We start from the raw sequence: 24,008 nt of genomic DNA on the forward strand, positions 1-24,008 counted from the left end.
ACGCGCCCGCGGAGTACCCTCGCGCGCCATGACGGCCCCCCGTTCCCTTCGCCCAGCTCTCCTCGTCCTTGGTGCCGCGCTCCTCGCGATCGCGACCGCGCTCGTTGCACCGACCGGCGCGCTCGCGCAGACGACGCCCCCCGACGTCGTGCGACTCCGCGACGGCAGCTTCCTCCGCGGCACGATCGTCGAGCGCACCCCCGAGCGCGTCGTCGTGATGCTCCCCACCGGCGAGACCCGGACGTACGCGGCCGCCGAGGTCGAGTCCGCGGGGCCGGCGGAGATGATGCTCGCCACGCCCGTCGCGCCGCCGCCGGTCGTCGCGCTGCCAGCCGCGCCGATCGGTCCGCCGATGGCGCGGCTGCGCGTCACCACCGACGACGAAGAGCTCTCGCTCCACCAGCTCACCGGCAGCGCCACCGTCGCGGTGTGGACCGGGCGCGGCACGGGCACGGCGCGGATCGATCAATACGCCGTCATCTGCAACGCCCCCTGCGACACCGAGATCCCCGCGGGCACGTACCAGCTCGGGATCGCGCACGGCACCGGCGACGCGCAGCGCTCCGGACGGCCGATCGACCTTCGCGGCGACGTGGACCTCTTCCTCGAGTACGAGGACCGGACGGGCATCCGTGTGGCGGGCTGGATGGTGTTCATCGGCGGGATGATCGGCGGCACGCTGCTGATGACCTTGCCGGTGCTCACCGGCTCGTACGGCGACAACACCGGATACCTGATCGGCGGTGGTGTCCTCGCGGGCGTGAGCATGGCGGTCGGTTTCCCGCTCATCTTCATGAACAACCACGCCGAAGCCGTCGTGCGGTTCTGATGCAGAAGGCGCACCGCTCGGCCTGAGGCGCGTCCCCGGATCGCGGCATCGCGCGCGAGCCCCGACTGCGAGTACGCTCCCGCGCTCATGGGGGGCAAGGCGGTCGCGACGTGCGTCGTGATCGCCGCGATCGTCACGATCGCGGCGGCGGAGCGCGCGTCGGCGCAGGAGGCACGCGCGCTCGGTGTGCCGGTCGCGCCGATCGCCATGATCGGCGAGGTCGCGCCGGGTGTCGCGCGGACGCGCGTGCACGTCACGTCGAGCGAGCGCGGGCTCGTGCTCTATCGCGTCACGCGCGACGTGCGCGCGTGGGAGCCGCCGGAGGACGGAGACTTCGAGCGCGTGTGCGACGCGCCGTGCGACATCGACGTCGCGCCGGGCGCGCACCGGCTCACGCTCGGGCGCGGCGAGGACCCACCCGATCCGTCGTACCGCGCGCTCGACATCGCGCAGCCGGCCGAGCTCGAGCTGCGCTACGACGATCGCCGCGACGTGCGCACCGCCGGATGGATCACGCTGGGCGTGGGGCTCGATGCCGGCAGCCTGGTGCTCGCGGGCGCGATGATGGCGGGCCAGGACGAGGCGCTCGCGACGAGCCTCGTCGTCACGGGCACGATCGTGATGAGCGTCGGCGTGCTCGTCGGGTTGTCGCTGGCGTGCCTGGGCGACGCGTCGGACCTGCGCGTTCGCTTCTGAGCGGCGCGATCGCGATCGACTGCGCCGGTGCCGGCGAGCCGCGCAATCACGACGGCGGAACGTACTTTCCTCGGCGTGACGCGTGCGGATCCGCTGCGATCTCGTGGAGGATTGTGCCGCCGCCGAGATAGCGTCGGATCGCGACGACCGCCTCGTCCAAGGTCGGCCAGTGCGCGAAGACGTGCTCGGTGTGATGAGAGAACGTGACGAACAAACCGTCCACGTCGCATTGCTTCACGCCGCTCGAGTCCGCCACGACGAGTCGATGGAATTCGCCGGTTCGGACCAGCTCCGGGCGCAGCGCGCTTCCCTGCCGCGCCAGAGCCTCGGTGAGCAGTGGTAGCTCCCAGTGCGGCGCCGAGCCGAAGAACGGCGGGACCTTCGATCGCGCGAGCGTCGCTTCGACGCGCTCGACCGCACGACGAAGACCGCAGCGCTCGGGCTCACCGTCGCGATCGTGGACGAGGTAGGTCCCATCGCGGCCCGGCGCGATCACCGGCAAGTCGGCGTCGACCCACGGATGGTGCGAGCTCGCCGAGAAGCAGAGTTGAGAGAGGCTCGAGTACGAGTAGAACCGCGTCGCGATCGGGCTCTGTGCCAGCGCTGCCAGCAGCTCTCGCAGCGGCGCGAGGACGTCGTGCGGATTCGCGATGCGATCCCGGACGTGAAGCCAGTGCCATCGTGCCGGATCGGTCTCGAGCACCTCAGCGTGGCGCTCGATCTCCACGCCGGCGACGCGCGCGAGCGCCGCGACCGAGAGCCCGTCGAGCAGCCACGCGGCGACCGCGCCGGGAACGTCGTCCACTGGCGCTCCGAGAGCCACCTGCACCTGCCCGACGAGGAACCGGCACGCCATGCCTTCGGGCCGCAGCGTCACTTCGCACGCGCGATCCTCGGCGTATGCCCAGAGATCCCCGCCGACGACGAGGTGCAGCCGCGGGTCGATGCGTCGGGCGAGCGCGCGCATCGCGCGTGGATGCTCGTCGATGAACGGCACGTGTCGCACGAGCTCGTCGAGCCCGACGCCCGCGGACCACAGGCGGGCGCACAGGACGGCCTCGGCCGCATCGCGCGTCCGCCCGTCCGCGACGTCGACGCCGTGATCGCGCACGATCACCAGGTACTCCGGCCCTTCGTACGGCGCGCACGGCGCGTGGAGACGGCTGCGCGCGTTCGCGGGGTTGAGCCCGATCATCCGCCCCGCGATTGCCCGCTCGTACCAGAAGCAATGCACGAGCACGCTGCGCCCCTCGACGGGCGTGCTCACGACGCGACGGTGCACGCCCTCGCCGCGAACGCTCGCATCGATCCCCGCCGCGGCGAGCTGCTCGGCGAGCGCACGTGCGGAAGCGTGCAGCTCCTCCTCCATCCCCTTCGAGTACCACGCCGAGCGCGCCGATTGCGGTCCTGCACGGCTGGCGGAAACAGTAGATTTGCGCACGGTGAGCTGCTCCCGCTGGTTCAACCCACGCGTCCTCGTCCTTGCTCTCGCCCTCTTCGCGCTGACCCAGGCGCGCATCGCGCCCAGTCGCGCCCACGCCCAAGAGGTGCCGCCCGACGTCGTCCGATTGCGAGACGGCACGTTCCTCCGCGGGATCGTGGTCGAGCGCTCCCCCGAGCGCGTCGTGGTGATGCTGCCGACGGGCGAGACGCGTGTTTACGCGGCCACGGAGGTCGAAGCTGCGGGGCCCGCCGAGGACGTCCTCTCCGCGCCCGCGGCACCGACCGCCGATGCGCCGTCGTCGCCGACGCTCGCCCCGCGCGAGGCCGAACCGCCATCGTCGCCGCCCACTCCGCCGCGAGGCCGCCATCCCGACGCCGTGCGCCTCCACGACGGCACATCGCTTCGCGGCACGATCACCGAGCGTGACGCGGAGCACATCGTCATCGTGCTGCCGACGGGCGCGGCTCGGACGCTCTCGATGACCGACGTCGCGGCCGCCGGCCCCGCGGACGAAGTGCTCGAGGCTGCGCCGCGACGTGCGTCGTCGGCACGCAGCGGCTCCGGCGCCCTCCTCGCGCGTGTGCGAGTGACCTCCGATCAACCCGATCTGTCGCTCCACCGGGTGACGCAGACCACGGCAGTCCCGACGATGGTCGGGAACGTGGCTGGCAGCATCGACGTCGACACCCACGAGCTCGTCTGCAGCGCGCCATGCACCACCGAGCTCGCGGCCGGCACGTACCAGCTCGCCATCGCGCGCGGCGACGGCAGCCCGCACCGTGCGGGCCCTCCCGTCGGAGTGTTCGACGGGGCGGAGCTGGTGCTCCACTACCAGAATCGCAGCGCCGTCCGGACCGCAGGCGCGCTCACCTGGATCGGCGGAGGTGCGGCCGGTCTCGGGCTCGTGCTCGCCGGGATGGTCGGCGGGCCCTCCGACGAGCACGGCCGGATCATCGACGTGCCGCTGGTCGTCGGCGGTGCCGTCACGATCGCGGTCGCGATGCTCATCGGCATCCCGCTCGCGTTCTGGAACGACGGCGGTCGTGTGGAGGTGCGCTTCTGACGATCGGCCGCGTCGGACCGCTCACGATGGCGAGTCCTCGCGGCCGGCGACGAACACCGTGCGTCGCCACGCCCAGCGCGCTTCGCGCTCCGCGTGACGACCGCACTCCGGGCAGCGCAGGCGATCGACCTCCGCATCGCCATCCCACGCCCGCGCCAGCAGCCCCCACGCCGAGGCGGAGAGGTACACGCCGCCGTTCGCGTAGACGCGATCGGCGCGCCTGCCGAGCGCGTCCGCGAGCGGCGCGCAGCGCGAGCAACGCGCGACGAACGCGCGATCGCGACCGAGCACCACGACGATGGCGTCGCTGCGCTCGAGCTCGCGCTCGACCTGCGGCGCATCGACGAACGATCGCCCGCCCGGGACGCCGCCGACGCCGCTGCCGTCGTTCGACGTCGACGAGACCCCGCGCACGTAGCGCCCGTGCGCGCCGGGCTCGTAGAGGACGTGCTCCATCCAATCGCTCGTCGCGGGCCACGACGCCTCGACCGCGAGGCCCCGATCGATCATCGCGCGGAGCGCCGGCCCCAGGCGCTCGAGGCCCCCGGGCGGAACGGGCGCCGGCTCCGGCGATCGCGCCGGAGCCGGGCGGATCGCGACCGCCGCCGCGACCGCCGCCGCGACCGGCGTCGACACAACGGGAACGGCCGGTGCGTCGGTCGCCACCGGTGCTGCCGGCGCGGGCGCGCCCGTCTGCTGCAGGAACACCAGCCGATCCGCCAGAATGCGCGAGACGTCGACGACCGCGCTGCGGACGCGATGGAACGGCACGACCGGGATCGCCTGCCCCGCGGCGTCGCGACGGATCGCGACGATGCGATGCCCGAGCCCGGGCTCCTCCCGCGCTTCGATGCGCGCGAGCTCGGCGACGGCGATCGGCTCGAACGGCTCCGCCCACGGCGCCTCCGCGCGGAGGTCGCGGTGGAACGTGATGGTCGCCACCCGCCGCGCCCGCACCACGGTCCAGACCAGCACGACGAGCGATGCCAGCGCGATCACGGCGCCGAGCGCTCCGATCGACGGCACGGCCACCGCGCCGCCGATCGCCGCGGCCGCCGCGATGATCGCGGTGCCCGCGTCGGAGGGAGCCGAGTAGCGGAGCGTGATCCGCAGCCCGTCGTCGGTGCGCTCCACCGAGCCCCAGCGCCTTCGGTCCGTCGAGCGCACGTCCGCGCAGGATAGCGCCGACGCGCCCGCGCTCGCGTGGGGCGTCGAACTTCGACGCGCGCGTACTAGAGTGAGCGGCTCGTGCTCCCGATCCCCACGCGCACCGCGGTCGCGGTGTTCTTCGCGGTCCTGGTGTGCCTGGTCGTCGGCGCGCTCGCGGGCTCGCTCGCCGCGACCGTCGTCGGCGCGACCGGGATGATCGGGCTCGCGGCCGCGCTCGCGGCGACCATGCCGGTCGGGCGGCGGGTGCGGCGGCAGCGCCTCGAGTTCGCGTGGTGGCTCGGGCACGGAGATCCCGGCGCGGGGGGCGGCGCGGTCGTGCCCGGCGCGCCCTTCGACGTGCGCTGCTTCATGCGCCATCGCGGCACCGAGCCGCTGCTGCTCGCGTCGCTCGAGCCGATCGTGCCGGGCGGCGCCACGCGCGTCGACGACGAGGCCGACTCGCTGGCGCTCGCGGCGTCGGCGCGCACCGAGTTCACGTTCCGCTTCGTCGCGCCCGCCGTGGGGCGCGTCGTGCTCCACGGGCTCGCGGTCACGCTGCACGGACCGCTCGGGCTCTTCGCGGTGCCGCTCTACTTCCCGAACCCGCTCGTCATCAAGGTCCTGCCCCAGGCCGCGGCGCGCATGCCCACCCAGGCGCGCGTCATGCCCGGTCTGCCCGTCGAGCGCAGCGGCGCCGCGCTCTTGGCCCCCCACGGAGGCGGCACCGAGCTCCGCGAGCTGCGGGAGATGCGTCCCGGCGATCCCTTCAAGTCGATCGCGTGGAAGCCCAGCGCGCGCCGCGGAAAGCTCCTGGTGCGCGAGGTCGACCAAGAAGTGCAGGAGACGCGCTACGTCGTGCTCGACGTCAGCGGCACGATGCGCGGCGGCGAGCCCGGACGGCGCAAGCTCGACCACGCGATCGAGGCGGTCGCCGCCGAGGCCCGCCGCACGCTCGCGAGCGGCGATCGCTTCGGCGTCATCACCGTCGACGGCCGGGTGCTCGCGCACGTCGCGCCGCGCGACGGAGCCGCGCACGTGCTCCGGGTGTTCGACGCGCTGCTCGCGGCGACCGAGGTCGTCGATCAAGATCTCACCGACGTCGACGACGACGAGGTCTGCGCGATCGTCGGCCGCTACGTGCGGCAGCAGGACGGCGTCGACTTCTCGGTCGCGCCCTCCGGCCGTCCCGGCAGCGGCGCGTGGAACGTCTCGTTGCTCGTCCGGCACGTCGGCAAGGCGCTCGCCGCCGAAGAGGCGAAGGAGGAGCCGGTCGTCGCGTCCTCGCCCGCGACCGCCATGCTGCGCCGCTTCTGCCGCGTGCGCGGCATCCCCCTGCCCTATCGTCCCGATCCGCGCGACGGCTCGAAGGGCCCCGGGCTCGCGGCGAGCCTGCGCGAGCTGGTGCAGAAGAGCCTCGGCCCGATGTCGATCACCGTCATCACCGACCTCGACGGGCTCGGCGATCCCGCGCCGCTGGTCGCCGCGGTGAAGCTGCTGCGCCTGCACGGCCACGACGTGACGTTCGTGGTGCCCGACGGGCCGAGCTTCGCGAGCGCGCCCCGCACGCCGCTCGAGAAGGACCTCTTCGAGGTGTACGCGCGCGGCGAGCGACGCCGCGCCGAGGAGATGCGCGTGCTGCTCGCGCCGATGGGTATCTCGCTGACGATCGCGGCCGCGAGCGACGCGCCCGCGATGCTGCTGTGGAAGGCGACGAACCGACGCGGCGGACGCGCACGCGTGGCGGTGGGCGCTTGATGCCAGGCCCCGACTCCGCGCGAACCTGCCCTCGTCCCTGGGGATTCACCGCAGAGGGCCACAGAGGGCCGCAGAGGACGAATGGGAAGCGAATCCTCTGTGGCTCTCCGCGGCCCTCCGCGGTTGATCCGTCGTTCTGGAAGGAGCGCTCGTCGCGATGAGCAGCGCGCCGGAGTGGGAAGATCCGCGCAAGGTCCTCGCGCGGCACGGCCTCGCGCCGAAGAAGGCGTTCTCCCAGAACTTCCTCGTCTCGCGTCACGTCGTCGACGGCATCGTGCGCGCGATCGCGCCGCGCGACGGCGAGCGCGTGATCGAATTGGGCCCCGGGCTCGGCACGCTCACGGGCGCGCTGCTCGGTGCCGGCGCGCGCGTCGTCGCGATCGAGAAGGACCGCGAGATGATCGCGGTGCTGCGCGCCGAGCTGGGATCCAACGAGCGCTTCGAGGTCATCGAGGGCGACGCCGCCGCGGTCGACCTCGCGACGCTCGCGGGCGGGGAGCGCATCGCGCTCGCGGGCAATCTCCCGTACGCGATCACCGGCGGCATCGTCCGCAACCTCTGCGAGCACGCCGCGAGCCTCTCGCGCGCCGTCATCATGGTGCAGAAGGAAGTGCGCGATCGCCTGATCGCGAAGCCCGACACCAACGACTACGGCGCGCTCACCGTGTTCGTTCAAGCGCGCTTCGACGTGAAGCCCGTGCTCAAGGTGCCCGCGGGCTCGTTCCATCCGCCGCCCAAGGTGGAGAGCGCGGTCGTGATGCTCGTCCCGCGCGACGTGCCGCGCGCGGAGGAGACCGACGCGTTCCGCACCGTCGTGCGCGCCGCGTTCCAGGCGCGCCGCAAGACGCTGCGCAACGCACTCGGTCAGGCGGTGGGCGTCGAGCGCGCCGAGCGCGCGCTCGCGGCCGCGGGGATCGACCCCAAGCGGCGCGGCGAGACGCTCTCGATCGAAGAGCTCGCGAAGGTCGGCGAGGCGATCGAGGCGCCGTGAACGAAGACCCGCGGCGCGCGGAGGAACGAGCTCCGCGCGCCGCGCCCCCGTCGCTCACGGCTCGGCGCCACCTCCGTTGCCGCCCTCGCCCTCGTCCTCCTCGGCGCCCTGATCGAGCAGACCGGGGCGGCGCGGCGACGGCTTGATGCGCTCGGCGACCTGCTCGAGCCCGCCGAGCTGGAAGAGCGCCATCCCGAGGCTCGTCGCGATGCGGAACGTCCGATCGTAGGCCGCCATCGCCGCGTCCTTGCGCGACTGGGTGCCCTTCGCCGCGCTCTCCTCGCGAGCGACGTGATCGACCGCGGCCTGCAGCACGTCGACCCGCGCCCGGAGATCCGCCGCCAGCGCGTCGCGCTCGAAGCCCACCTCGGCGATCAGCGGCTCGGGCATCACGGTGCTCGGCGCGGCGAGCGCCGCCGCGAGGTTCCGCGCGTACGTCAGCGTGCCCTGCGGGTCGGGCGGCGAGGGGTCCCAGAGGCCGAGCGTCTTGAGCCCGACGTCGCCGAAGTTCGCCTGCACGATCCCGCGGACCGAGATGACGCGCTGGTAGAGGCCGCGGTGCACGCGATCGCGCTCGTCGCGCACCCGCGGGTCGCCGTTGATCTCGTGCTCGTGCGCGCGGTCGGCGTCGCGCAGCTCCGCGGTCCGGCGCTCGAGCGTTCGCGCCGCGACGCGGATCATCAGCTCGACGTCGGGCATCACCTCGCGCAGCTCGAGCACTGCGCGGATGGCGTCGTGCGCGCCGCGCCCCGCCTCCGGCGCGTACCGCTCGAGCGTCGCGACCACCGTCCGGCTCGAGCGCTCTCGATCGATCACCTGCTTGCTGGCCATGTCGTGTCTCCGTGGGAACCGTCGCGCGGCACCGCCGCCGCTGCGTACGGCCCCTCATCGGAGCGCCCTCACGACCGTTGCGTGCGATCTGCGCGCGCCGATCACCGGGAACGGCCATGCCGCGCGACGTCCCGGCGCACCTCGCGCGAAATGGCGAATTCGCGCGAGTTTCGCTCCCCAGAGGCCCGAATTGGCCATTTGACGCGAGTGGGGAGCGTTGTGCCGAACCAACCGGTCACGACAACGCTCCCCAGACGCCCGAAATGGTCATTTCGCGCGAGTTGACCAGCAGAATCACTCGACTTTCCGGAGATCGCCGCGGGCGGTCGCGAGGGCGACGGCGTGCGGCGGTGCCGGCGGGCGCGCGGAGGAGTCACTCGATCTGCGCGCGAATCTCGCCGGGCGCGCACGCCTCGGTGTGGATGTTGACGTAGGTCTCCCCGCGGCGGACCGCGTCGACGAACGCGGTGAAGTCGGCGGGGGCTCCCTCGGGCGGCGACGCCGGGTAGTCGGCCGCGGTGAAGGTCTCGTCGATCGGGCTGGTCACGTCGGCGAAGGGGAGGATCACCGGGCCTGCCTCCCCGCGATCGCCGAAGTGGATGTGCCCCGCGGTCGCCGGGCCCGAGAGGCCCGAATAGAAGAGGTTCATGACGCGGATGCTCGTGCCGTCGGCGTCGATGAGGACGTCTCCGGAGCCCATCGCGTCGGCGCCCGCGGCCGGGCAGACGGGGACTTCCTCTACGGTCGTCAGCGAGAGCATCGACGTGAACGCCGCGTCCTCGTCGTCGTCGCCGCAGCCGACGACCGCGAGCCCGATCACGACGACGCCAACCAGTGTCCGCGCGTTGCTCGACATGCCGTGCTCATAGCCACCTGCCGTCGCCGCCAATCCCAAGGCGGACGAGCCGACGGCGCGGGGGGCGTGCACGCGCGCGAGAGACGAAGGATGCTGCGCCCGTGCGCGCGAGGACGACGAAGCGGGCGTGGATCGGCATCGGGATCGCGGTGATCGCGGCGAGCGCGAGCGCGCAGGACACGGACCCGCTGCTCGCGGCGCGATCGAGCGATCCGCTGGAGCTCGCGCGAGTCGTGGACCGGCTGGGCGACGACGCGATCGTCGCGCGCATCGCGAGCGAGGAGCAGGGCGCGGACGTGCGTCTCGCTGCGGTGCGCGCCGCGCCCGCGATGCATGCGCCGGAGCGCGCGCTCGAGGCGCTCGCGGCGGTCGCCGCGGGCCGCGATCCCGACCTCGCGCCGGCCGCGGCGCACGCGATGCTCGACATCGCGCGCGCGCTCGATCCCCAGGCGCTCGACGCCCGCGAGGTGCTGCGCGAGGAGCTCGCCCCGGCGCGCGCGGCGATCGCGGCGATCGTCGACGACGAGAGCGCCCGCGGCGACATCCGCCGCGCGGCGGGGATCAGCGTCGAGATCCTGACGTCGTTGGGCGTGTCGTGACGCGCGTCGCGCTCGCGATCGTCGCGCTGCTGTTCGGCGCGTGCGGAACGCCGTGCGGCGACTGCGGGGCCTGCTACCCGCCTCTCCAGCTGCGCGTGTCGCGCGCGGGCGGCGAGTTGCTCTCGCCCGTGATGATCGAGGGCGCGGACGCGCATTGCGGCGGCGGAGCCGGCGAAGCGGTTTGCACGGTCGACGAGCTCGCGCTGGGCACGCACACGTTGGTCGTGCGCACCGACGGCGAGGCGCCGGTCACGCTCACCGTCACGCTCGAGCGCGACGGCGGTGGGTGCTGCAGCTGCGGATACCAGCCGATCGTTCGCGAGGTGGTCCTCGGCGCGACGGGCGACAGCGGCGTGTAGTCGCTTTCGAGCGCGCGATCTCGAGAACGAGCTGGGTGCTCACCGTGAGGCTTCGGTGTGCGCGTTCGCGCGAGGGCGCGCTGGCGCGCGCTCGCGCTCACAGCTGTTTCGTTTGGGTCTCGTCGAGCGGGCCGCTCGTGGTGGGGTTGCTTCGCGGTTGGCGCGATCTCGAGTCCCCGCAGATCGTGCTCGGGGGCGTGACTCGAGGACGTGCTCGGTCGTGACGCTCGTCGCGTCGCGCTCCGCGCGCCGAGACGAACGCTCGCACGCACGTTCGTGATGCTCTGTCCGTCGCGCTCCGCGCGCCGGACAGAGCACTCGCTCTCCGTGACGCTCGTTCGATCGCGCTTCGCGCGCTCGCCCGAGCGACTCAATCACCGCACGTCCGCGCCCTCCTCAATCCCGCGCGACAGCGCGCACACGCGCGGAGCGCGGTGCTACACGCGAGCGTCGGGGCCGCGGCGGAGCGCGGACCCGTCGCGAGCCATCGTCCACATCACCTCGCGAGGCGGCAGAACCGCGGTACCGGGGGCGAGGGTGTGGGTCCGGCGGCCCCGTGCGACGGGGGCTCGCAGACTCCGACCACAGCCTGACGACAGCGTCACGGCAGAGCGCGAAGCGCGCGCCGCGACGCGTCCAACCTCGCCCGACGCTCGCGCCCTCTTCGAACAGCAGCCCGCGAGCACTCAGGCCGCCGGACCCACACCCTCGCCCCTCGCGCCGAAGCCTCTGCTCGATCGGGGCTCCATCCTCGCGCGACAGCGCGCACACGCGCGGAGCGCGGTGCTACACGCGAGCGTCGGGGCCGCGGCGAAGCGCGGACCCGTCGCGAGCCATCGTCCACATCACCTCGCGAGGCGGCAGAACCGCGGTACCGGGGGCGAGGGTGTGGGTCCGGCGGCCTCGTGCGACGGGGGCTCGCAGACTCCGACCACAGACTGACGACAGCGTCGCGGCAGAGCGCGAAGCGCGCGCCGCGACGCGTCCAACCTCGCCCGACGCTCGCGCCCTCTCGTACAGCAGCCCGCGAGTCGGCTGTAGGAGAGTTGGGGACGCCTCGAAGAGACAGTCGAAACTGCCGTGCAGGAGGTCGTCCCCGTGGCCAAGCGTACCTATCGGACCGTCGAGATCCAACACGTCGACGCGAGCAAGCTCGCCACTGCGCTCGGAGCGTGCTGCATCGTCGCGATCGACCTCGCGAAGACGAAGATGTTCGCCGGCTTCGCGAGCGCAGCGGGTCGCTGTATCGAGATCGTCCGCTTCGAGCACCCGAAGCAGACGCGCCTGTTCCTCGAGCTGCTCTGCCGTCTTCGTGAGCTCGGCGTCGCGCTCGAGGTCGCGATGGAGCCGACGGGCGTCTACGGCGACGCGCTCCGCTATCAGCTGACTCTGCGCGACATCCCCGTGTTCCGCGTCGACGCCAAGAAGGTCCACGATGCGGCCGCGCTGCTCGACGGAGTGCCGAGCCTGCACGACGCCAAGGCGTGCACGCTGCTCGCGCATCTTCACGCGCAAGGCATCTCGAAGCGCTGGAAAGAGCGGAGCGCAGTCCAGAGGGCGATGCGCAGTCTGATCGACGAGCGCGACCTCTACGCTCGACCTTTCGAGACCGCGTACGGACGGCTCGAAGCGCTCGTCGCGCGTCACTGGCCCGAGCTCTCCCAGCACCTCGACATGGACGCCGCGTGGCACCTGCACTTGCTCTGCGAGATGCCCGGCCCTGCCGAGGTCCGCGCCAGACGCGGCGATGCAGTCGCGCTGCTCCGACGCGTCTCGCGCGCGGCGCTCTCCTTCGAGCGCATCGAGCAGATCGTCGGCTGCGCCGTCAGCTCGCTCGGCGAGTCGATGCACGATCAGGAGCGCTCGTTCCTGCGCTCGCTCGCGCGTCACATGCTCGCGTTGCGCGAGCACATCCGCGATGTCGACAAGCGCATCGAGGCCGAGCTCGCCAATCATCGCGAGCTCCACTCGATCCGCGCCGCGTTCGGCGCCGTCACGACCGCTGCGCTCGTCGCCGACCTCGGCAATCCCGCCGACTACGAATCGTCCGCGTCCTTCGAGAAGGCGATGGGCCTCAACCTCAGGGTCCAGAGCAGCGGCAACAACGCCGGGCAGCACACGATCCACATCACGAAGCGAGGTCCCGGACGCGCGCGTCGGTACCTCTTCCTCGCAGCGCTGCGCTTCGTGCAGAGCGACCCCGTCGCGCGTGAGTGGTACCGAGCGCGAAAGGGCTACCGCGCCGACATCAAGCTCAAGGCCGTCGTCGCGCTGATGCGAAAGCTCGCGCGCGCGATGGTGCACGTCGCGCGAGGAGCGCCCTTCGATGCGACCAAGCTCTTCGACACGCGCTCGATGACCGCTGTGACCGCGTCGCCCTCGCGCGACGCCGGACAATCTTCGCTCGCCGGCTCCTGACGGCGAGCTTCGCGCTCTCTTCTCTTCGCTTCCGCTCCAAGGCGCGAAGATCGAGCGGGTGACGCTCACCTGGGGTGCTCGAGCCCGCGAGGCTGCACCGCGAGTCCCAGCGCACCCTCGAGATCGACGCGGCGGGCGAAATGCCCAACGAGGCCGACCCGACGCCGCTCACGCGGACGTCCGACAAGACAGTTCGGGCCTATCCGTCCCGTCGCTCTCCGATCCGACCGCCTGAAGCCACCGCACACCAACCCTCGTTCGCGGCGAGCCACCTCGCGCAAGAAGGGCCCGGTGTGCGGATCAGCGGGTGCGAGACGCGCCCGATCCGGCGATCACACGCGTCCGCACTTGACTACGACAGCACCCCGGCCGCCGGACCCACACCCTCGCCCCTTACGTGGGGGCCTCCGCCCGATCCGGCTCGGGCCCCAGCTCGAAGCGTTCCTCCATCACCCCGTACGTCTGCGGCGTCAGCTTCACCAGCGTGTGCAGCGGAACGCTGAGGTGCGGGCAGTCCCGCGGCGGCTTGTCCATCAGGTACGCGTAGAGCGCGCGCAGGATCGCCTGGTGCGCGATGATCAGCACCGGGCTGCGCTCGCGCTCCAGTTCGACGATCACCGGCTCGAGCCTTCGGATGACGTCGCGATAGCTCTCGCCGCGCGGGTAGCGATAGTCGAACTTGTCGCCGCTGCGCGCCTCGAACTCCTTCGGCATCGCGGCGCGGATCTCGTCGTACGTCATCCCGTCGCAGTCGCCCGCGTCGATCTCGTCGAGCGCGCGCCACTCGACCGTGCCGCGACCCAGCGGCCGCGCGGTCTCGATCGTCCTGCGCAGCGTGCTCGTCCAGATGCGGATCTCGCCCTCGCCGACCTCGCCCTCGACGTAGCGCCCGAGGTTCTGCGCGAAGCGGCGGCCCTGCGGCGAGAGCGGCGAGTCGCCGCCGATGCGGTGCGCGACGTTGTACTCGCTCTCCCCGTGCCGCGAGAGATAGATGGGCCGCGGGATCGTGTGGATGTTCATCAGGAAGAAGACGAGCCGCGACGGCAGGAACCCGTCGACGCGCGACGCGACGAGCTTCCTGCCGACGTCGATCAGCTTCACGAAGCTGCCCTCGTCCTCCTCGACCGTCTCGTAGACCTTCTCGTACTGCGCGATGCGGGCGCGGAAGTCGGCGACGGCCTGCTCGGGGTCCATGCCGACGTAGTCCGGCATGTGCAGCTTCGTCTGCCGGATGTTCGACGCGATGACCGTCTCGTCCTCGCAGATCGACTCGACGAACACGACCTGCAGGCCCTGCGCGCGGCAGCGGTCGGCGACCAGCGCGCGCCGCTCGCGCGTCGAGTTCGTCGCGTCGTAGATGCCGACCTCGCCGCCGTTCGCGAACCACGCGAGCATGTCGGCGAGCGCGGCCATCGCGACCTCGGCGCGCGCCGCGCGTCCCTCGGGGTTCGTCGGATCGAAGAACGTGTGGCTCATCTGCGAGCCGACGCGCTCGCGCCGGTAGTTGCCGACGTTGAAGACGCGCGTGCGATAGCCGAGCCACGAGAGGTAGCGCATCACGCGCCGCGCGATGTGCGTCTTGCCGCGCGCGGGAAGGCCCACCATCACGAGCGCCAGCCGGACGGACGCCGGACGATCCCGGCGCGGTGCATTCGCCATCGGGGGACGATGACACGCGAGGCGCCGCGTCGGAACGGCGATCCACGCGCCGCGCGGGAGCGTCTTGCGCCCGAGGCCGAGGCCTCGATACACATCGCGCTTCTCCCGGGGGAATCGTCGATGCTGCGCATAGCCATCTCCGCCGCGATCGTCGCGGCGCTGTCGGGTCTCGCGCTCGCTCCAGCGCGCGCCACGGCCCAGGACCTCACGCTCGATCAGGCGACCCAGATGCTGCGCTCGTCGGATCACGACGAGGTGCAGACCGCCATCCAGTCGATCGGCCTGCTCGGAAGCCCGCGCGGCGTGGAGCCGCTCGCGGCGCGCATCCGCGACGGACTGGCGCCCGATCTGCTCGAGTCGGCGATCGACACGCTGACCGTGCTCGGGCGCGCGGAAGCGGGGCCGGTGCTCTTCGAGCTCGTCACGCACCGGCGGCCCGAGGTGCGGCTGCGCGCGGTGCAGGCGATCGCGGCGACGCGGCCTCGCGGCGCGGACCGCGCGCTGGTGAGCGCGCTGTCGGACAGCAGCGCCGAGGTGCGGAGCGCCGCGGCGACGGCGCTCGGTGATCTCGGCGCGGTGAGCGCCGTGGAGTCGCTCTTCCTCGCGCTCGATCGCGGCGTGCCCGAGGCGGGCCCCGCGCTGGGCAAGGTGGTGCGCGCGGAGCACGTCGGGCGGGTGCTCGAGTACCTCGGGCGCCTTCCGTTCTCGCAGATGCAGGGCGTGCTCGAGGAGATGCTGCGGCGGCGCGATCTGCCGTCGCGCAGCCGGCTCGACGTGGTGGCGCGGCTCGGAGAGCTCGCGACGCCCGAGGTGCGGACGTTCCTGAGCGAGTGGGCGAGCGCGCAGCCGGCGAACGACCCGGTGCGGCGCTCGGCGGAGGACGTCGTGGCGAGGATCGCGCAATGACGGCGAGCCGATGGATGGGCGCGATCGCGATCGCGCTGGTGGGCTGCGGCGGCTCGCAGGGGCTCGCGGTCGACTTCCCCGACGATCGCCCGGACGACGTGCGCGCCGTGCTCGATCGCGTCGCGGCGGCGCCGCCGCGGCAGGAGCCGGAGATCGTGGTGGGCCTCACGCCCGCGCCGATGCGGCTCTGGGCGTACGACGCCGCGGCGGGGCGCGCGCTCTGGGAGCAGACGGTCGAGGCGGAGACGACGCCGCAGGTCGCGGGCGACTACGTCGTGACGCAGGAGCCCTCGGGCATCGTGGTGCGGCGCCTGTCCGACGGGAGCGTGGCGACGCGGTTCGGCGACGACGAGCTCTCGATGACCGGCGCCGACGGCGAAGGCGCGCTCGCGGCGATCGCGCTGTCGACCGGCGGCGCGGTGGGAGCGCGCTCGCGGCTCGTCGTCGTGTCGAACGGCGGTGTCGCGTGGCAGCTCGGGGTCGAGCAGGCGGTCGGCGAGCCCGCGGTGCGCGCGGGGATGATCTTCCTGCCCTGGGCGCAGCAGAACCTCTCGGTGCTCGACGCGAGCGGCGCGGAGCTCGCGCGGGTGCGCTTCACGCGCGGCGTGGTCGGGCACGCGCTGGCCGACGAGCGCGCGATCTTCTTCGGGCAGCAAGGGCTGGCGCAGCTGAGCGAGCGGACGACGTCGGCGCCCGACGCGCCGTGGTTCCAGCCGGTCGCGCGAGAGCTCCCGGGCAACCCGGGCCTGCTGCGCAACGCGTACGAGCCGCCGCCTTCGCCGACGAGCGCGACGCACCGCGTGCGCTTGGTGTGGCGCGCGGTGCCGCGCGACGGAGACGTGTCGCTCCAGGACGACACGATCTACTTCGTGTCGTACCGGCTCGTCTTCGCGCTCGGAGCGAGCAACGAGAGCGTGCGCTGGGTGCAGCAGCTGCCGGCGGACGTGGTCGGGGCGCGCGCGGCCGAGGGCGGCGTCTTCGTGGTCGACGACGCGGGCAACGTGTACGGGCTGTCGCGGGAGGACGGGCGCATCGTGTCGCGCGCGCAGACCGGGATGGCCGCGACGTGGGCCCACGTGTCGAACGTCGCGCTCCGCGGCGGCGCGCCCGAGGGCGACGCGATGCCGCTGCGCGATCAGCTGCTCGCGGCGACGCAGAACACCGACGCGCGGCTGGTGCCGGCGCGCGCGTACGCGGCGCGGCTGCTCGCGTCGATGCCGGAGCCCGACGTGACGGCGAGCCTGGTCGCGCTGTGCGACGACCGTTCGCTGCCGGCGCAGCTGCACGCGGCGGCGTGCGACGCGCTGGCGATGCGCGAGAGCGGGATCGAGCACGTGACGAGCGCGCTCGAGCGCCACGCGTCGTACCTCGCGGGGACGAGCGCGCCGCCGGTCGGTCCGCTGGCGCGCGCCGCGGCGCGGGCGAACGAGCGCCGCGCGGTGCCGCTGCTGATCGCGCAGCTGCGTGATCCGCAGACGCCGGCCGAGGATCTCGCCGCGGTGGCGGAGGCGCTGCAGGCGCTCGGCGACGCGAGCGCGCGCGAGCCGCTCGAAGATTTCGTGCGGCTCTATCACGCGGAGAACGACGAGACGCTGGGGCGCGCGCTCGCGGCGGCGATCACGGCGTACGCGGCGCTCGCCGGGCCGGCGTCGCAGGACACGCTGCGCTGGGTGATCGACGATCCGATGTCGATGCAGGCGGCGCGGGCGGCGGCGCAGCAGGCGCTCACCGCGCTGAGCGCGGCGCCCGCGAGCGAGCCGACGCGGAGCGCGCCGACGAGCGAGGCGGCGACGACGAGCGAAGAGACGACGACCGAGCTGCCGGCGCGCATCACGGGGCCGCTGCTCGATCAGCTCATGGCGCCGATCGACGACGACCTCGACGCGTGCCTCACGACGCCCGAGCGCTCGCACACCCAGGCGCGCGTGGTGATCGCGGTCGAGCCCGACGGCACGATCACGACGGTCACCGCGACGCCGAGCGAGCTCGCGCCGTGCCTCGAACCGGTCGTGCGCTCGCGGCAGTTCCCCGCGACGCGCGCCCGCGCGCGGCAGAGCGTGACGTACACCGTGCGTCGCTGAGCTTACGGAGGGGTCTTGGAAGACCCCTCCCCCCGACCGGCGAAGCCGGATCGGGTCCCCCACCCCAAACGCTGCGCGCGGGGCCCCAGCCCCGCTTGCTCTCATTCGGTTCGCGGCGTCGAGGCGTCAGGCAGGCGGCGGCGGGTCCTGAGGTTTGGTCCACGCCGCCTCGCCGGGTGCGAGCGTCGGACGCTCGCGCGATTCCGTCGATCCCACGAACGGGAAGGCGAGCTGCTTGAGGAAGCCGAGCGGCACGTAGTCGCCGACCACGCCGTAGCGGTTGGGCCACTTGCGATCCGCGGTGACCGCGGTGCCGAAGAGGTAGTCGAGGAACGCGAAGTGCGCGGCGTAGTTCCGATCGATCGCCTCGGTGTCACGCGAGTGATGCCAGTGATGGAAGTTCGGCGTGACGATCAGATAGCGCAGCGGCCCGAGCCGCACGTCGACGTTGGCGTGGTTGAACACGGCCTGGAAGCCGACGACGATCACGTAGACGTCGATCACGCGCTGCGAGAACCCGAGCACGAAGATCGGCGCGAGCACCATGATGCGCGTGGCGATCAGCTCGAGCAGGTGCTGACGCGATCCCGCGAGCCAGTCCATGTGCTCGGCGCTGTGGTGCACCGAGTGGAAGCGCCAGAGGAACGGGACCTCGTGGTAGGCGCGGTGCGTCCAGTACTGCACGAGATCGGCGACGAGGATCACGAGGAAGAGCTGCGCGAGGAACGGCAGCGACGCGACGAACGACTGCACCGTGGTGCTGACCGCCCAGCCGAACGCGCCGTGCACGACGCGGTTCGTGATCAGCAGCACGAGCCCGACGATCAGGTGGTTCACGAAGAAGTGCGTCAGGTCGTTCTGCCACTCGGCGCGGAAGATCGGCTGGTCGCGGCGCAGCGGGAACAGCTTCTCGAGGAAGACGAAGACGAGCGTCGAGCCGAGGAGATCGAGCACGAAGAAGTCGAGCCCGACGTACGGCGTGTGATCGGGGAAATCGCCGATCGGCACGGTGGGCCCGCCGAGCGCTTCCGCGAGCGCGACGATCGCGAAGGCGGACGCGGCGAGCCAGCGGCGGCGCCCGAAGACGATGTTGACGAGCGAGAGCGCGCCCGAGACGACCATCGCGCCGAAGAGCACGTAGCGCAGCGTCTGGACGTCGTAGACGTGGCGAAGCTCGGGCGTCGAGAGGTAGGCCGGGAAGTGGAAGCCGATCACCGCGAGCACCGAGAGGATCGCGAGCACGAGCGCGATGACGCCGGTGAGCAGGCCGGTCCCGGGCGCGAGCGCGCCGTGCGAGGTGGCGAGGCGCTCGAGCTTCTCGACCGTGGGCGCGACCACGAGCTTCGGTTCGTCGGACATGGCTGACGGCGATTCTGCCCGAAGGTGCGGCGCACCCGCCGACGATCGTGCGACGCTCGGCAGGCGCGGTCGCCGGTGAGGTGCGCTTGCGATCGCGCGCGGATCGCCCGAGAGAGGGCTCGACGCGCACGATTTCCGACGTCAGCCTGCGCGCCCTCTCGTCATGCGCCGAATCCCCGCCGAGCTGCGAACCGTCGAGCTGACCGATGCGAGGATGCTCTCGCCCACGGTGCGCGAGCTGGTGTTCCGCACCACCGACGGACGCGCGTTCGACTTCCTCGCCGGACAGTGGGTCAAGCTGCACCTCGGGGGCGGGATCGATCGCGACTACTCGATCGCGAGCGCGCCCGACGCGAGCGCGCCCGATCGCTTCGCGCTCGCGGTGACGCTCGTCGAGGGCGGGCCGGGCTCGGAGCGCCTGCACGCGATGGAGCTCGGGACGCGCGTCGACGCGCGCGGGCCGAACGGGCTCTTCGTGCGCGAGGACGCGGAGCGCGACGCGCCGGCGCTCTACGTGGGCACCGGCACCGGGCTCGCGCCGCTGCGCGCGATGCTGCAGGAAGAGCTGCGCCGCGAGGACGGACCGCCGCAGGTGCTGCTCTTCGGCTCGCGCACCGAGGAGGACATCCTGTGGCGCGAGGAGCTCGAGGGCTGGGCCGCGCGCCACCCGCGCTTCCGCCTCGAGCTGACGCTGTCGCGCGCCGACACGCGCATCTGGAAGGGGCGCTGCGGCTGGGTGCAGCACCACCTCCACGAGCTGTTGCCCACGATGCCGGGCGCGCCGCACGTGTACGTCTGCGGGCTGTCGAAGATGGTGAGCGAGGTGCGCCGCACGCTGAAGGACGAGCTGCGCCTGGATCGCCGCCACGTGCACTCGGAACGCTACGACTGAGGCGGTCTGCAACCCGTCGAGCTCCGGGCTGCCTACATGTCGTTTCCTTGATCCCACGCTCGCCCTCTGGCACGCCCGGCGGCATGATGGCCGACGCGATGCCCCTGCCCCTCGAGCTCCTCGACGGAGCCCGCCCTGCGCTGCGTCGCGCTGCCCTCCTCACGCTCCTGCCGCTCGCCGCTGCGCTGGTGTTCACGGGGTGCCCAGGCGGCACGGGACAGCGCCCGATCGGCACGACGCCCGCGCTGACCACCGACGATCCCGACGCCGAGGCCGACTTGCGCGAGGCCGAGCGCGCCTCGGAGCAAGGCCGCTCGAGCGAGGCCGCGGAGCGCTACCGCGAGTTCCTCGCCGAGCACCCCGAGGATCGGCTGGTCCCGCTCGCCGAGCTGGGCCTGGGGCGCGTGCTGCTCGCGAGCGGCGACGCGCAGGGCTCGCTCGAGCGCTTCGAGCGCGCCGCGACGAGCGACGACGAGGTGGTCGCGGAGCGCGCGCGCTTCCATCGCGGTGTCGCGCTGCATCTGCTCGGGCGCAGCGCCGAGGCGATCGACGTGCTCACGCCGCTGCGCGGTCGGCTGGTCGATCCCGAGAGCACGTCGCTCCTGCTGCGCACGCTCGCGGCGGCGTCGATGCAGACGGGCGATCCGATCACCGCGCTCGGCGCGCTCGACGATCTCGTCCGCGCGAACACCTCCGAGACCGACACGAACGAGGCGCGCACGCGCATCGAGGCCATCGTGACGAACGAGCTGCCCGCCGAGCTCGTCCCGCTCGCCTACGACACGCTCGCGCGCGACGGCACGTCGTGGCCCCAGGTCGCGCTGCGCGCGATCCGCGCGGCGTACGACGCGGGCGACGTCGAGCGGGTGCGCGCGATCGCGAGCGAGCTGCGCTCGCAGGGCGTGGAGCTCTCGGAGGAGCTCGCGGCGCTCGTGCTGCGCGCCGACCGCATCGCGACGGCAGATCCGCGGGTGATCGGCGCGATCCTTCCGCTCTCGGGGCGCGGCCGCGAGATCGGCCAGCGCGCGCTGCGCGGACTGATGCTCGCGGCAGGAACGCCCGCCGAGGGCCCGCCGCCGCCCGACGCGCCGCAGCTCGTGCTGCGCGACGACGCGGGCGATCCCGAGCGCGCGGCGCGCGCGGTCGAGGAGCTGGTGTCGACGCACCGTGCGATCGCGATCGTGGGCCCGCTCGATGGTCCTTCGGCGGTCGCCGCGGCGCGTCGCGCACAGCAGCTCGGGGTGCCGCTGATCACGCTCTCGCCCGCGGGCGACGTGACGAGCGCGGGCCCGATGGCGTTCCGCTTGTTCCCGAGCGCCGAGGGCGAGCTGCGCGCGCTGGTCCGCGCGGCGCGAGCGCGCGGCGCGGCGCGGTTCGCGGCGCTGCACCCGGAGTCGCCGTACGGCGTGGCGATGCGCGATGCGCTGGCGCGCGCGGTCGCGGCCGAGGGCGGCGAGATGGCGACGAGCGCGGCCTACGCGCCGACCGCGACGAGCTTCGGGCCGCAGGTGCAGCAGATCGCGCAGGGCGGCGCGGACGCGGTGCTCGTCGCGGACAGCGGCGCGCGCCTCGCGCTGATCGCGCCCGCGCTCGCGGCGGGGGGGCTGTGGAGCACGATGCCGGGCGCGGCGCCTCCGCCGCGCGGGCGGCGCATCGCGCTGATGGTGCCGAGCGTCGGGTTCGATCCGCGCCTGCCGCGCACCGCGGGTCGTTACCTGCAGGGCGCGCTCTTCAGCGTGCCGTTCCACGCGCCGACGGCGGAGGGCGAGGCGCGCTCGTTCACCGACGGCTTCATGGCGCGCTTCGCGACCGAGCCCGACGCGTTCGCGGCGTACGCGTACGACGCGTTCGGGCTCGTGCGGCGCGCCGTGGCGTCGGGCGCGACGAGCCGCGCCGACGTCGCGTCGTGGCTCGCCGCGGGACGCGAGGCGCCGACGGCCGGCGCGAGCGGCGGGCTCGGCGCGGCGCGCGAGGCGAGGCAGGCGACGCGCTTGCTCGAGCTGCGCGGAGAGCTCTTCGTCTCGCCCGACGCGCCGCGCTGACGAAGATCACTGCGCGACGGCGGGCGCAGGCTGCAGCGCGAACGGGTACCGCACCGCGATGTCGTGCGCGGCCTCGGGGAAGTGCCAGTGCTGCGCGTGCTCGGCGATGCACGTGCCGAGCGTATCGATGCCAGTCGTGTTCTCCGCGACCTCGGTCGACACGACGTTGCCCGTCGACGAGATGTGCATGAGGACCGCGACGCGGCCCGCGGTGCCCGGCGCGGCGTGGAGCGCGTTCTCGTAACACTGGTGCACGTCGGTGAGCTGACCCGTGACGACGTGCTGGACGATCTCGGGCGTGAGGCGCTCGGGCGGCGCGTCCGAGGGGCTCGCGGTCACGACCTGCTCGTCGAATTCGAGATCGTGCTGCGGCGTCTCGTGCGCGGTCGGGCCCTGCGACGCGACGACCGTCGACTCGCTGCCCTCGCTGCTGTTCCCCCCGGTGCTCGCGGCGCGACGCGGACAGTTCCCGCCCGCGCATCCCGACAGCGCCAGAACGATCGCCGCGACCCCACCCGCTCGCCGCATCATGCGCGCGAGCAGTACTCGGAGCGCGCGCCGCGCGTCAATCGCGCGGCGCGAGCACGCGATGCGCGAGCGCGCCGAAGCGCTGCAGCGCGACCGGCGGGATCTCGTGGCCGCCGCGGAACGGCACGAAGTCCACGTCGACGCCCGCGTCCTTCAAACGATCGCGCAAGAGCTCGGCGTTCGGGTACGGAAGGATCGGATCGAACGCGCCGTGGCTCTGCATCACGGGCAGACCGGCGCGCGCGGCCATCTTCGGCGCCCAGATCGACTGCGCGAGCAGCGTGCCCGAGAAGAGGGCGAGCCCCGCGAGCGGGCGCGCATCGTGGAGCGCGACGTCGAGCGAGAGCATCGCGCCCTGCGAGAAGCCGCCGAGGATCAGCGAGCTCGGCCGGAGGCGCTCTTCGATCGCGTCGAGCATCGAGACGATCTTCGCGCGCGCCTCTTCGATGCCCTCGGGCACCTCGTTCGCGAGATCGCGCGCGCGCCCTTCGCGCATCATCCGATCGAGCGCGATCATGTCGATCATCCACCACGCGCGGCCCATCCCGTAGACGCTCGAGAGATCGAGCGGCGCTTCGGGGAACACGAAGCGCGTGCCGCGCGGCACGTCGGCGACGCGCCAGAGCCCGACGAGATCCTCGCCCGGCGCGCCGAACCCGTGCAGGAGCACCACCACCGGTCCGTCGCCACCGCCCTGGCGATCGGTGCCGCCGACGATGCGCGCGTCGAGATCTCCGAGCCGCTCGATCTTCATCGGGACAGGGCTAGCACGCTGATCACGAGCACGGCGAGGACGCCGATCCCGATCGCGGCGACGCGCCGCTCGTGCGGCGGAGGCAAGCGCGTCTCGGGGTGCGCGACGAGGATCGCCGCGCCGAGGAACGGCAACGCCGGCAGCGCGCGCTCCAGCGCGATCACGCTGGCGGCGGTCACCGCGAACGCGATCCCGAGCGCGACGATGGTGCGACGCACGCCGAGCGCGAAGCGCCGCGACACCGTGAGGTACAGCGCGACGAACACCACGTCGCCGATGCCGAGCAGCGGCTCGATCGCGCGCGTGCCGAGCATCGGGAACGGGAGCGCGAGCACCGAGAGCATCGGCGCCGACTCGAGCGCAGCAGCGCTCGGCCCGGCGGGGCTGAGCACGCTCCACACGTCGGCGAGCGACGACACCACGGCGACGATCACGACGTGCCCCGCGTGCTGGATGCGCGCGCCGACCACGCCGCCCGACACCGCGCCGCCCGTGAGCAGCGCGACGATCACCAGCGCGCTCGCGGCGATGCCGCTCGCGCGCGTCGCGGCCGACCCCGCGAGCACTGCGATGACCGGGACCCAGAGCGCGAGCGCGCGCGGCGGCAGCGGCCCGATCACCGCGCCGGCCGCGATCGTCATCGCCGACACCGCCGCGAACCCGAGCCCGAACGCGGCGAACGCGGCCACCGCGCTGCGGCTCGGATCGACCGGCACCAGCGGCGCGACGAGCGCGGCGAGCACGAACGCGACGACGCAGGCCCCGACGACGGCCGCGAACGCCCGCGCGCCGATCAC

At 73.1% G+C, this 24,008-nt stretch carries 21 protein-coding genes; 12 read left to right on the forward strand and 9 right to left on the reverse strand.

Annotation, left to right across the window (positions count from 1 at the left end; genetic code table 11):
• Positions 1-28: 28 nt before the first annotated feature.
• On the forward strand, positions 29-829 hold the full coding sequence (locus tag DB32_RS27020; protein ID WP_053235526.1) for a hypothetical protein: 801 nt from the start codon (positions 29-31) through the stop codon (positions 827-829).
• Between the two features lie 87 nt (positions 830-916).
• Positions 917-1,525, forward strand: coding sequence for a hypothetical protein (locus DB32_RS27025; protein ID WP_053235527.1), 609 nt, complete (start codon positions 917-919; stop codon positions 1,523-1,525).
• 46 nt (positions 1,526-1,571) lie between these two features.
• Here the strand turns inward: DB32_RS27025 and DB32_RS27030 are convergent, their stop codons facing one another.
• A complete protein-coding gene (locus tag DB32_RS27030; RefSeq protein ID WP_157069439.1) occupies positions 1,572-2,990 on the reverse strand; it encodes a DUF6193 family natural product biosynthesis protein in 1,419 nt (472 codons plus the stop codon).
• Here DB32_RS27030 and DB32_RS27035 point away from each other — a divergent pair.
• Positions 2,968-4,032, forward strand: a complete 1,065-nt coding sequence (locus DB32_RS27035; RefSeq protein ID WP_157069440.1) for a hypothetical protein — start codon at positions 2,968-2,970, stop codon at positions 4,030-4,032. The two genes, DB32_RS27030 and DB32_RS27035, sit on opposite strands and share 23 nt — an antisense overlap.
• Before the next feature lie 21 nt (positions 4,033-4,053).
• Here DB32_RS27035 and DB32_RS27040 read toward each other — a convergent pair whose 3' ends face one another.
• Positions 4,054-5,199, reverse strand: a complete 1,146-nt coding sequence (locus DB32_RS27040) for a hypothetical protein (protein WP_157069441.1) — start codon at positions 5,197-5,199, stop codon at positions 4,054-4,056.
• An 81-nt stretch (positions 5,200-5,280) separates the two neighbouring features.
• On the opposite strand from DB32_RS27040, the gene DB32_RS27045 reads away from it, so the two are divergent.
• Positions 5,281-6,936, forward strand: a complete 1,656-nt coding sequence (locus tag DB32_RS27045) for a DUF58 domain-containing protein (RefSeq protein ID WP_053235531.1) — start codon at positions 5,281-5,283, stop codon at positions 6,934-6,936.
• Positions 6,937-7,093: 157 nt separating this feature from the next.
• Entirely contained in the window at positions 7,094-7,927 is an 834-nt protein-coding gene (gene rsmA / locus DB32_RS27050) for a 16S rRNA (adenine(1518)-N(6)/adenine(1519)-N(6))-dimethyltransferase RsmA (RefSeq protein ID WP_053235532.1), read from the forward strand.
• A 54-nt stretch (positions 7,928-7,981) separates the two neighbouring features.
• On the opposite strand, the gene DB32_RS27055 is transcribed toward rsmA, so the two are convergent.
• Together DB32_RS27055 and DB32_RS27060 are read right to left on the reverse strand one after the other, a co-directional pair.
• Positions 7,982-8,758, reverse strand: coding sequence for a hypothetical protein (locus DB32_RS27055; RefSeq protein ID WP_053235533.1), 777 nt, complete (start codon positions 8,756-8,758; stop codon positions 7,982-7,984).
• Between the two features lie 373 nt (positions 8,759-9,131).
• Entirely contained in the window at positions 9,132-9,614 is a 483-nt protein-coding gene (locus DB32_RS27060) for a CHRD domain-containing protein (RefSeq protein WP_083457812.1), read from the reverse strand.
• Between the two features lie 101 nt (positions 9,615-9,715).
• On the opposite strand from DB32_RS27060, the gene DB32_RS27065 reads away from it, so the two are divergent.
• The 3 genes from DB32_RS27065 to DB32_RS27075 all read left to right on the forward strand — a co-directional run bounded on the left by DB32_RS27065 (position 9,716) and on the right by DB32_RS27075 (position 12,990).
• Complete coding sequence (locus tag DB32_RS27065; RefSeq protein ID WP_053235535.1) at positions 9,716-10,213, forward strand: hypothetical protein; 498 nt, start codon at positions 9,716-9,718, stop codon at positions 10,211-10,213.
• On the forward strand, positions 10,210-10,572 hold the full coding sequence (locus tag DB32_RS27070) for a hypothetical protein (protein WP_053235536.1): 363 nt from the start codon (positions 10,210-10,212) through the stop codon (positions 10,570-10,572). Before DB32_RS27065 ends, DB32_RS27070 begins: the two co-directional genes overlap by 4 nt.
• A 1,098-nt stretch (positions 10,573-11,670) precedes the next feature.
• Positions 11,671-12,990, forward strand: coding sequence for a transposase (locus tag DB32_RS27075; RefSeq protein ID WP_157068918.1), 1,320 nt, complete (start codon positions 11,671-11,673; stop codon positions 12,988-12,990).
• Positions 12,991-13,383: 393 nt separating this feature from the next.
• Here the strand turns inward: DB32_RS27075 and DB32_RS27080 are convergent, their stop codons facing one another.
• Entirely contained in the window at positions 13,384-14,649 is a 1,266-nt protein-coding gene (locus tag DB32_RS27080) for a bifunctional nucleoside/nucleotide kinase/histidine phosphatase family protein (protein WP_053238971.1), read from the reverse strand.
• A 9-nt stretch (positions 14,650-14,658) separates the two neighbouring features.
• Between DB32_RS27080 and DB32_RS27085 the strand changes: the two genes are divergently transcribed.
• A complete protein-coding gene (locus DB32_RS27085) occupies positions 14,659-15,555 on the forward strand; it encodes a HEAT repeat domain-containing protein (protein ID WP_083457813.1) in 897 nt (298 codons plus the stop codon).
• Positions 15,552-17,636, forward strand: coding sequence for an outer membrane protein assembly factor BamB family protein (locus DB32_RS27090; protein ID WP_157069442.1), 2,085 nt, complete (start codon positions 15,552-15,554; stop codon positions 17,634-17,636). Before DB32_RS27085 ends, DB32_RS27090 begins: the two co-directional genes overlap by 4 nt.
• 126 nt (positions 17,637-17,762) lie before the next feature.
• On the opposite strand, the gene DB32_RS27095 is transcribed toward DB32_RS27090, so the two are convergent.
• A complete protein-coding gene (locus DB32_RS27095) occupies positions 17,763-18,995 on the reverse strand; it encodes a sterol desaturase family protein (RefSeq protein WP_075097640.1) in 1,233 nt (410 codons plus the stop codon).
• A 163-nt stretch (positions 18,996-19,158) separates the two neighbouring features.
• Here DB32_RS27095 and DB32_RS27100 point away from each other — a divergent pair, with 163 nt between their 5' ends.
• Together DB32_RS27100 and DB32_RS27105 are read left to right on the forward strand one after the other, a co-directional pair.
• Positions 19,159-19,887, forward strand: coding sequence for a ferredoxin--NADP reductase (locus tag DB32_RS27100; RefSeq protein ID WP_053235539.1), 729 nt, complete (start codon positions 19,159-19,161; stop codon positions 19,885-19,887).
• A 98-nt stretch (positions 19,888-19,985) separates the two neighbouring features.
• Positions 19,986-21,929, forward strand: a complete 1,944-nt coding sequence (locus tag DB32_RS27105) for an ABC transporter substrate-binding protein (protein ID WP_169791568.1) — start codon at positions 19,986-19,988, stop codon at positions 21,927-21,929.
• Between the two features lie 6 nt (positions 21,930-21,935).
• Here DB32_RS27105 and DB32_RS27110 read toward each other — a convergent pair whose 3' ends face one another.
• From DB32_RS27110 to DB32_RS27120, 3 genes are read right to left on the reverse strand one after another with little or no spacing between them, the layout of a single operon-like run.
• Positions 21,936-22,460 (reverse strand): AgmX/PglI C-terminal domain-containing protein, encoded by a 525-nt coding sequence (locus tag DB32_RS27110; protein ID WP_053235541.1) that lies wholly within the window; start codon positions 22,458-22,460, stop codon positions 21,936-21,938.
• Positions 22,461-22,494: 34 nt separating this feature from the next.
• Complete coding sequence (locus DB32_RS27115) at positions 22,495-23,211, reverse strand: alpha/beta hydrolase (RefSeq protein WP_053235542.1); 717 nt, start codon at positions 23,209-23,211, stop codon at positions 22,495-22,497.
• The gene (locus DB32_RS27120) at positions 23,208-24,008 is read right to left on the reverse strand and encodes a hypothetical protein (RefSeq protein WP_053235543.1); all 801 of its coding nucleotides are present in this window, start codon (positions 24,006-24,008) and stop codon (positions 23,208-23,210) included. The genes DB32_RS27115 and DB32_RS27120 overlap by 4 nt, the downstream gene beginning before the upstream one ends.

The organism is Sandaracinus amylolyticus (assembly GCF_000737325.1).
Taxonomy (GTDB): Bacteria; Myxococcota_A; Polyangia; order Polyangiales; family Sandaracinaceae; genus Sandaracinus; species Sandaracinus amylolyticus.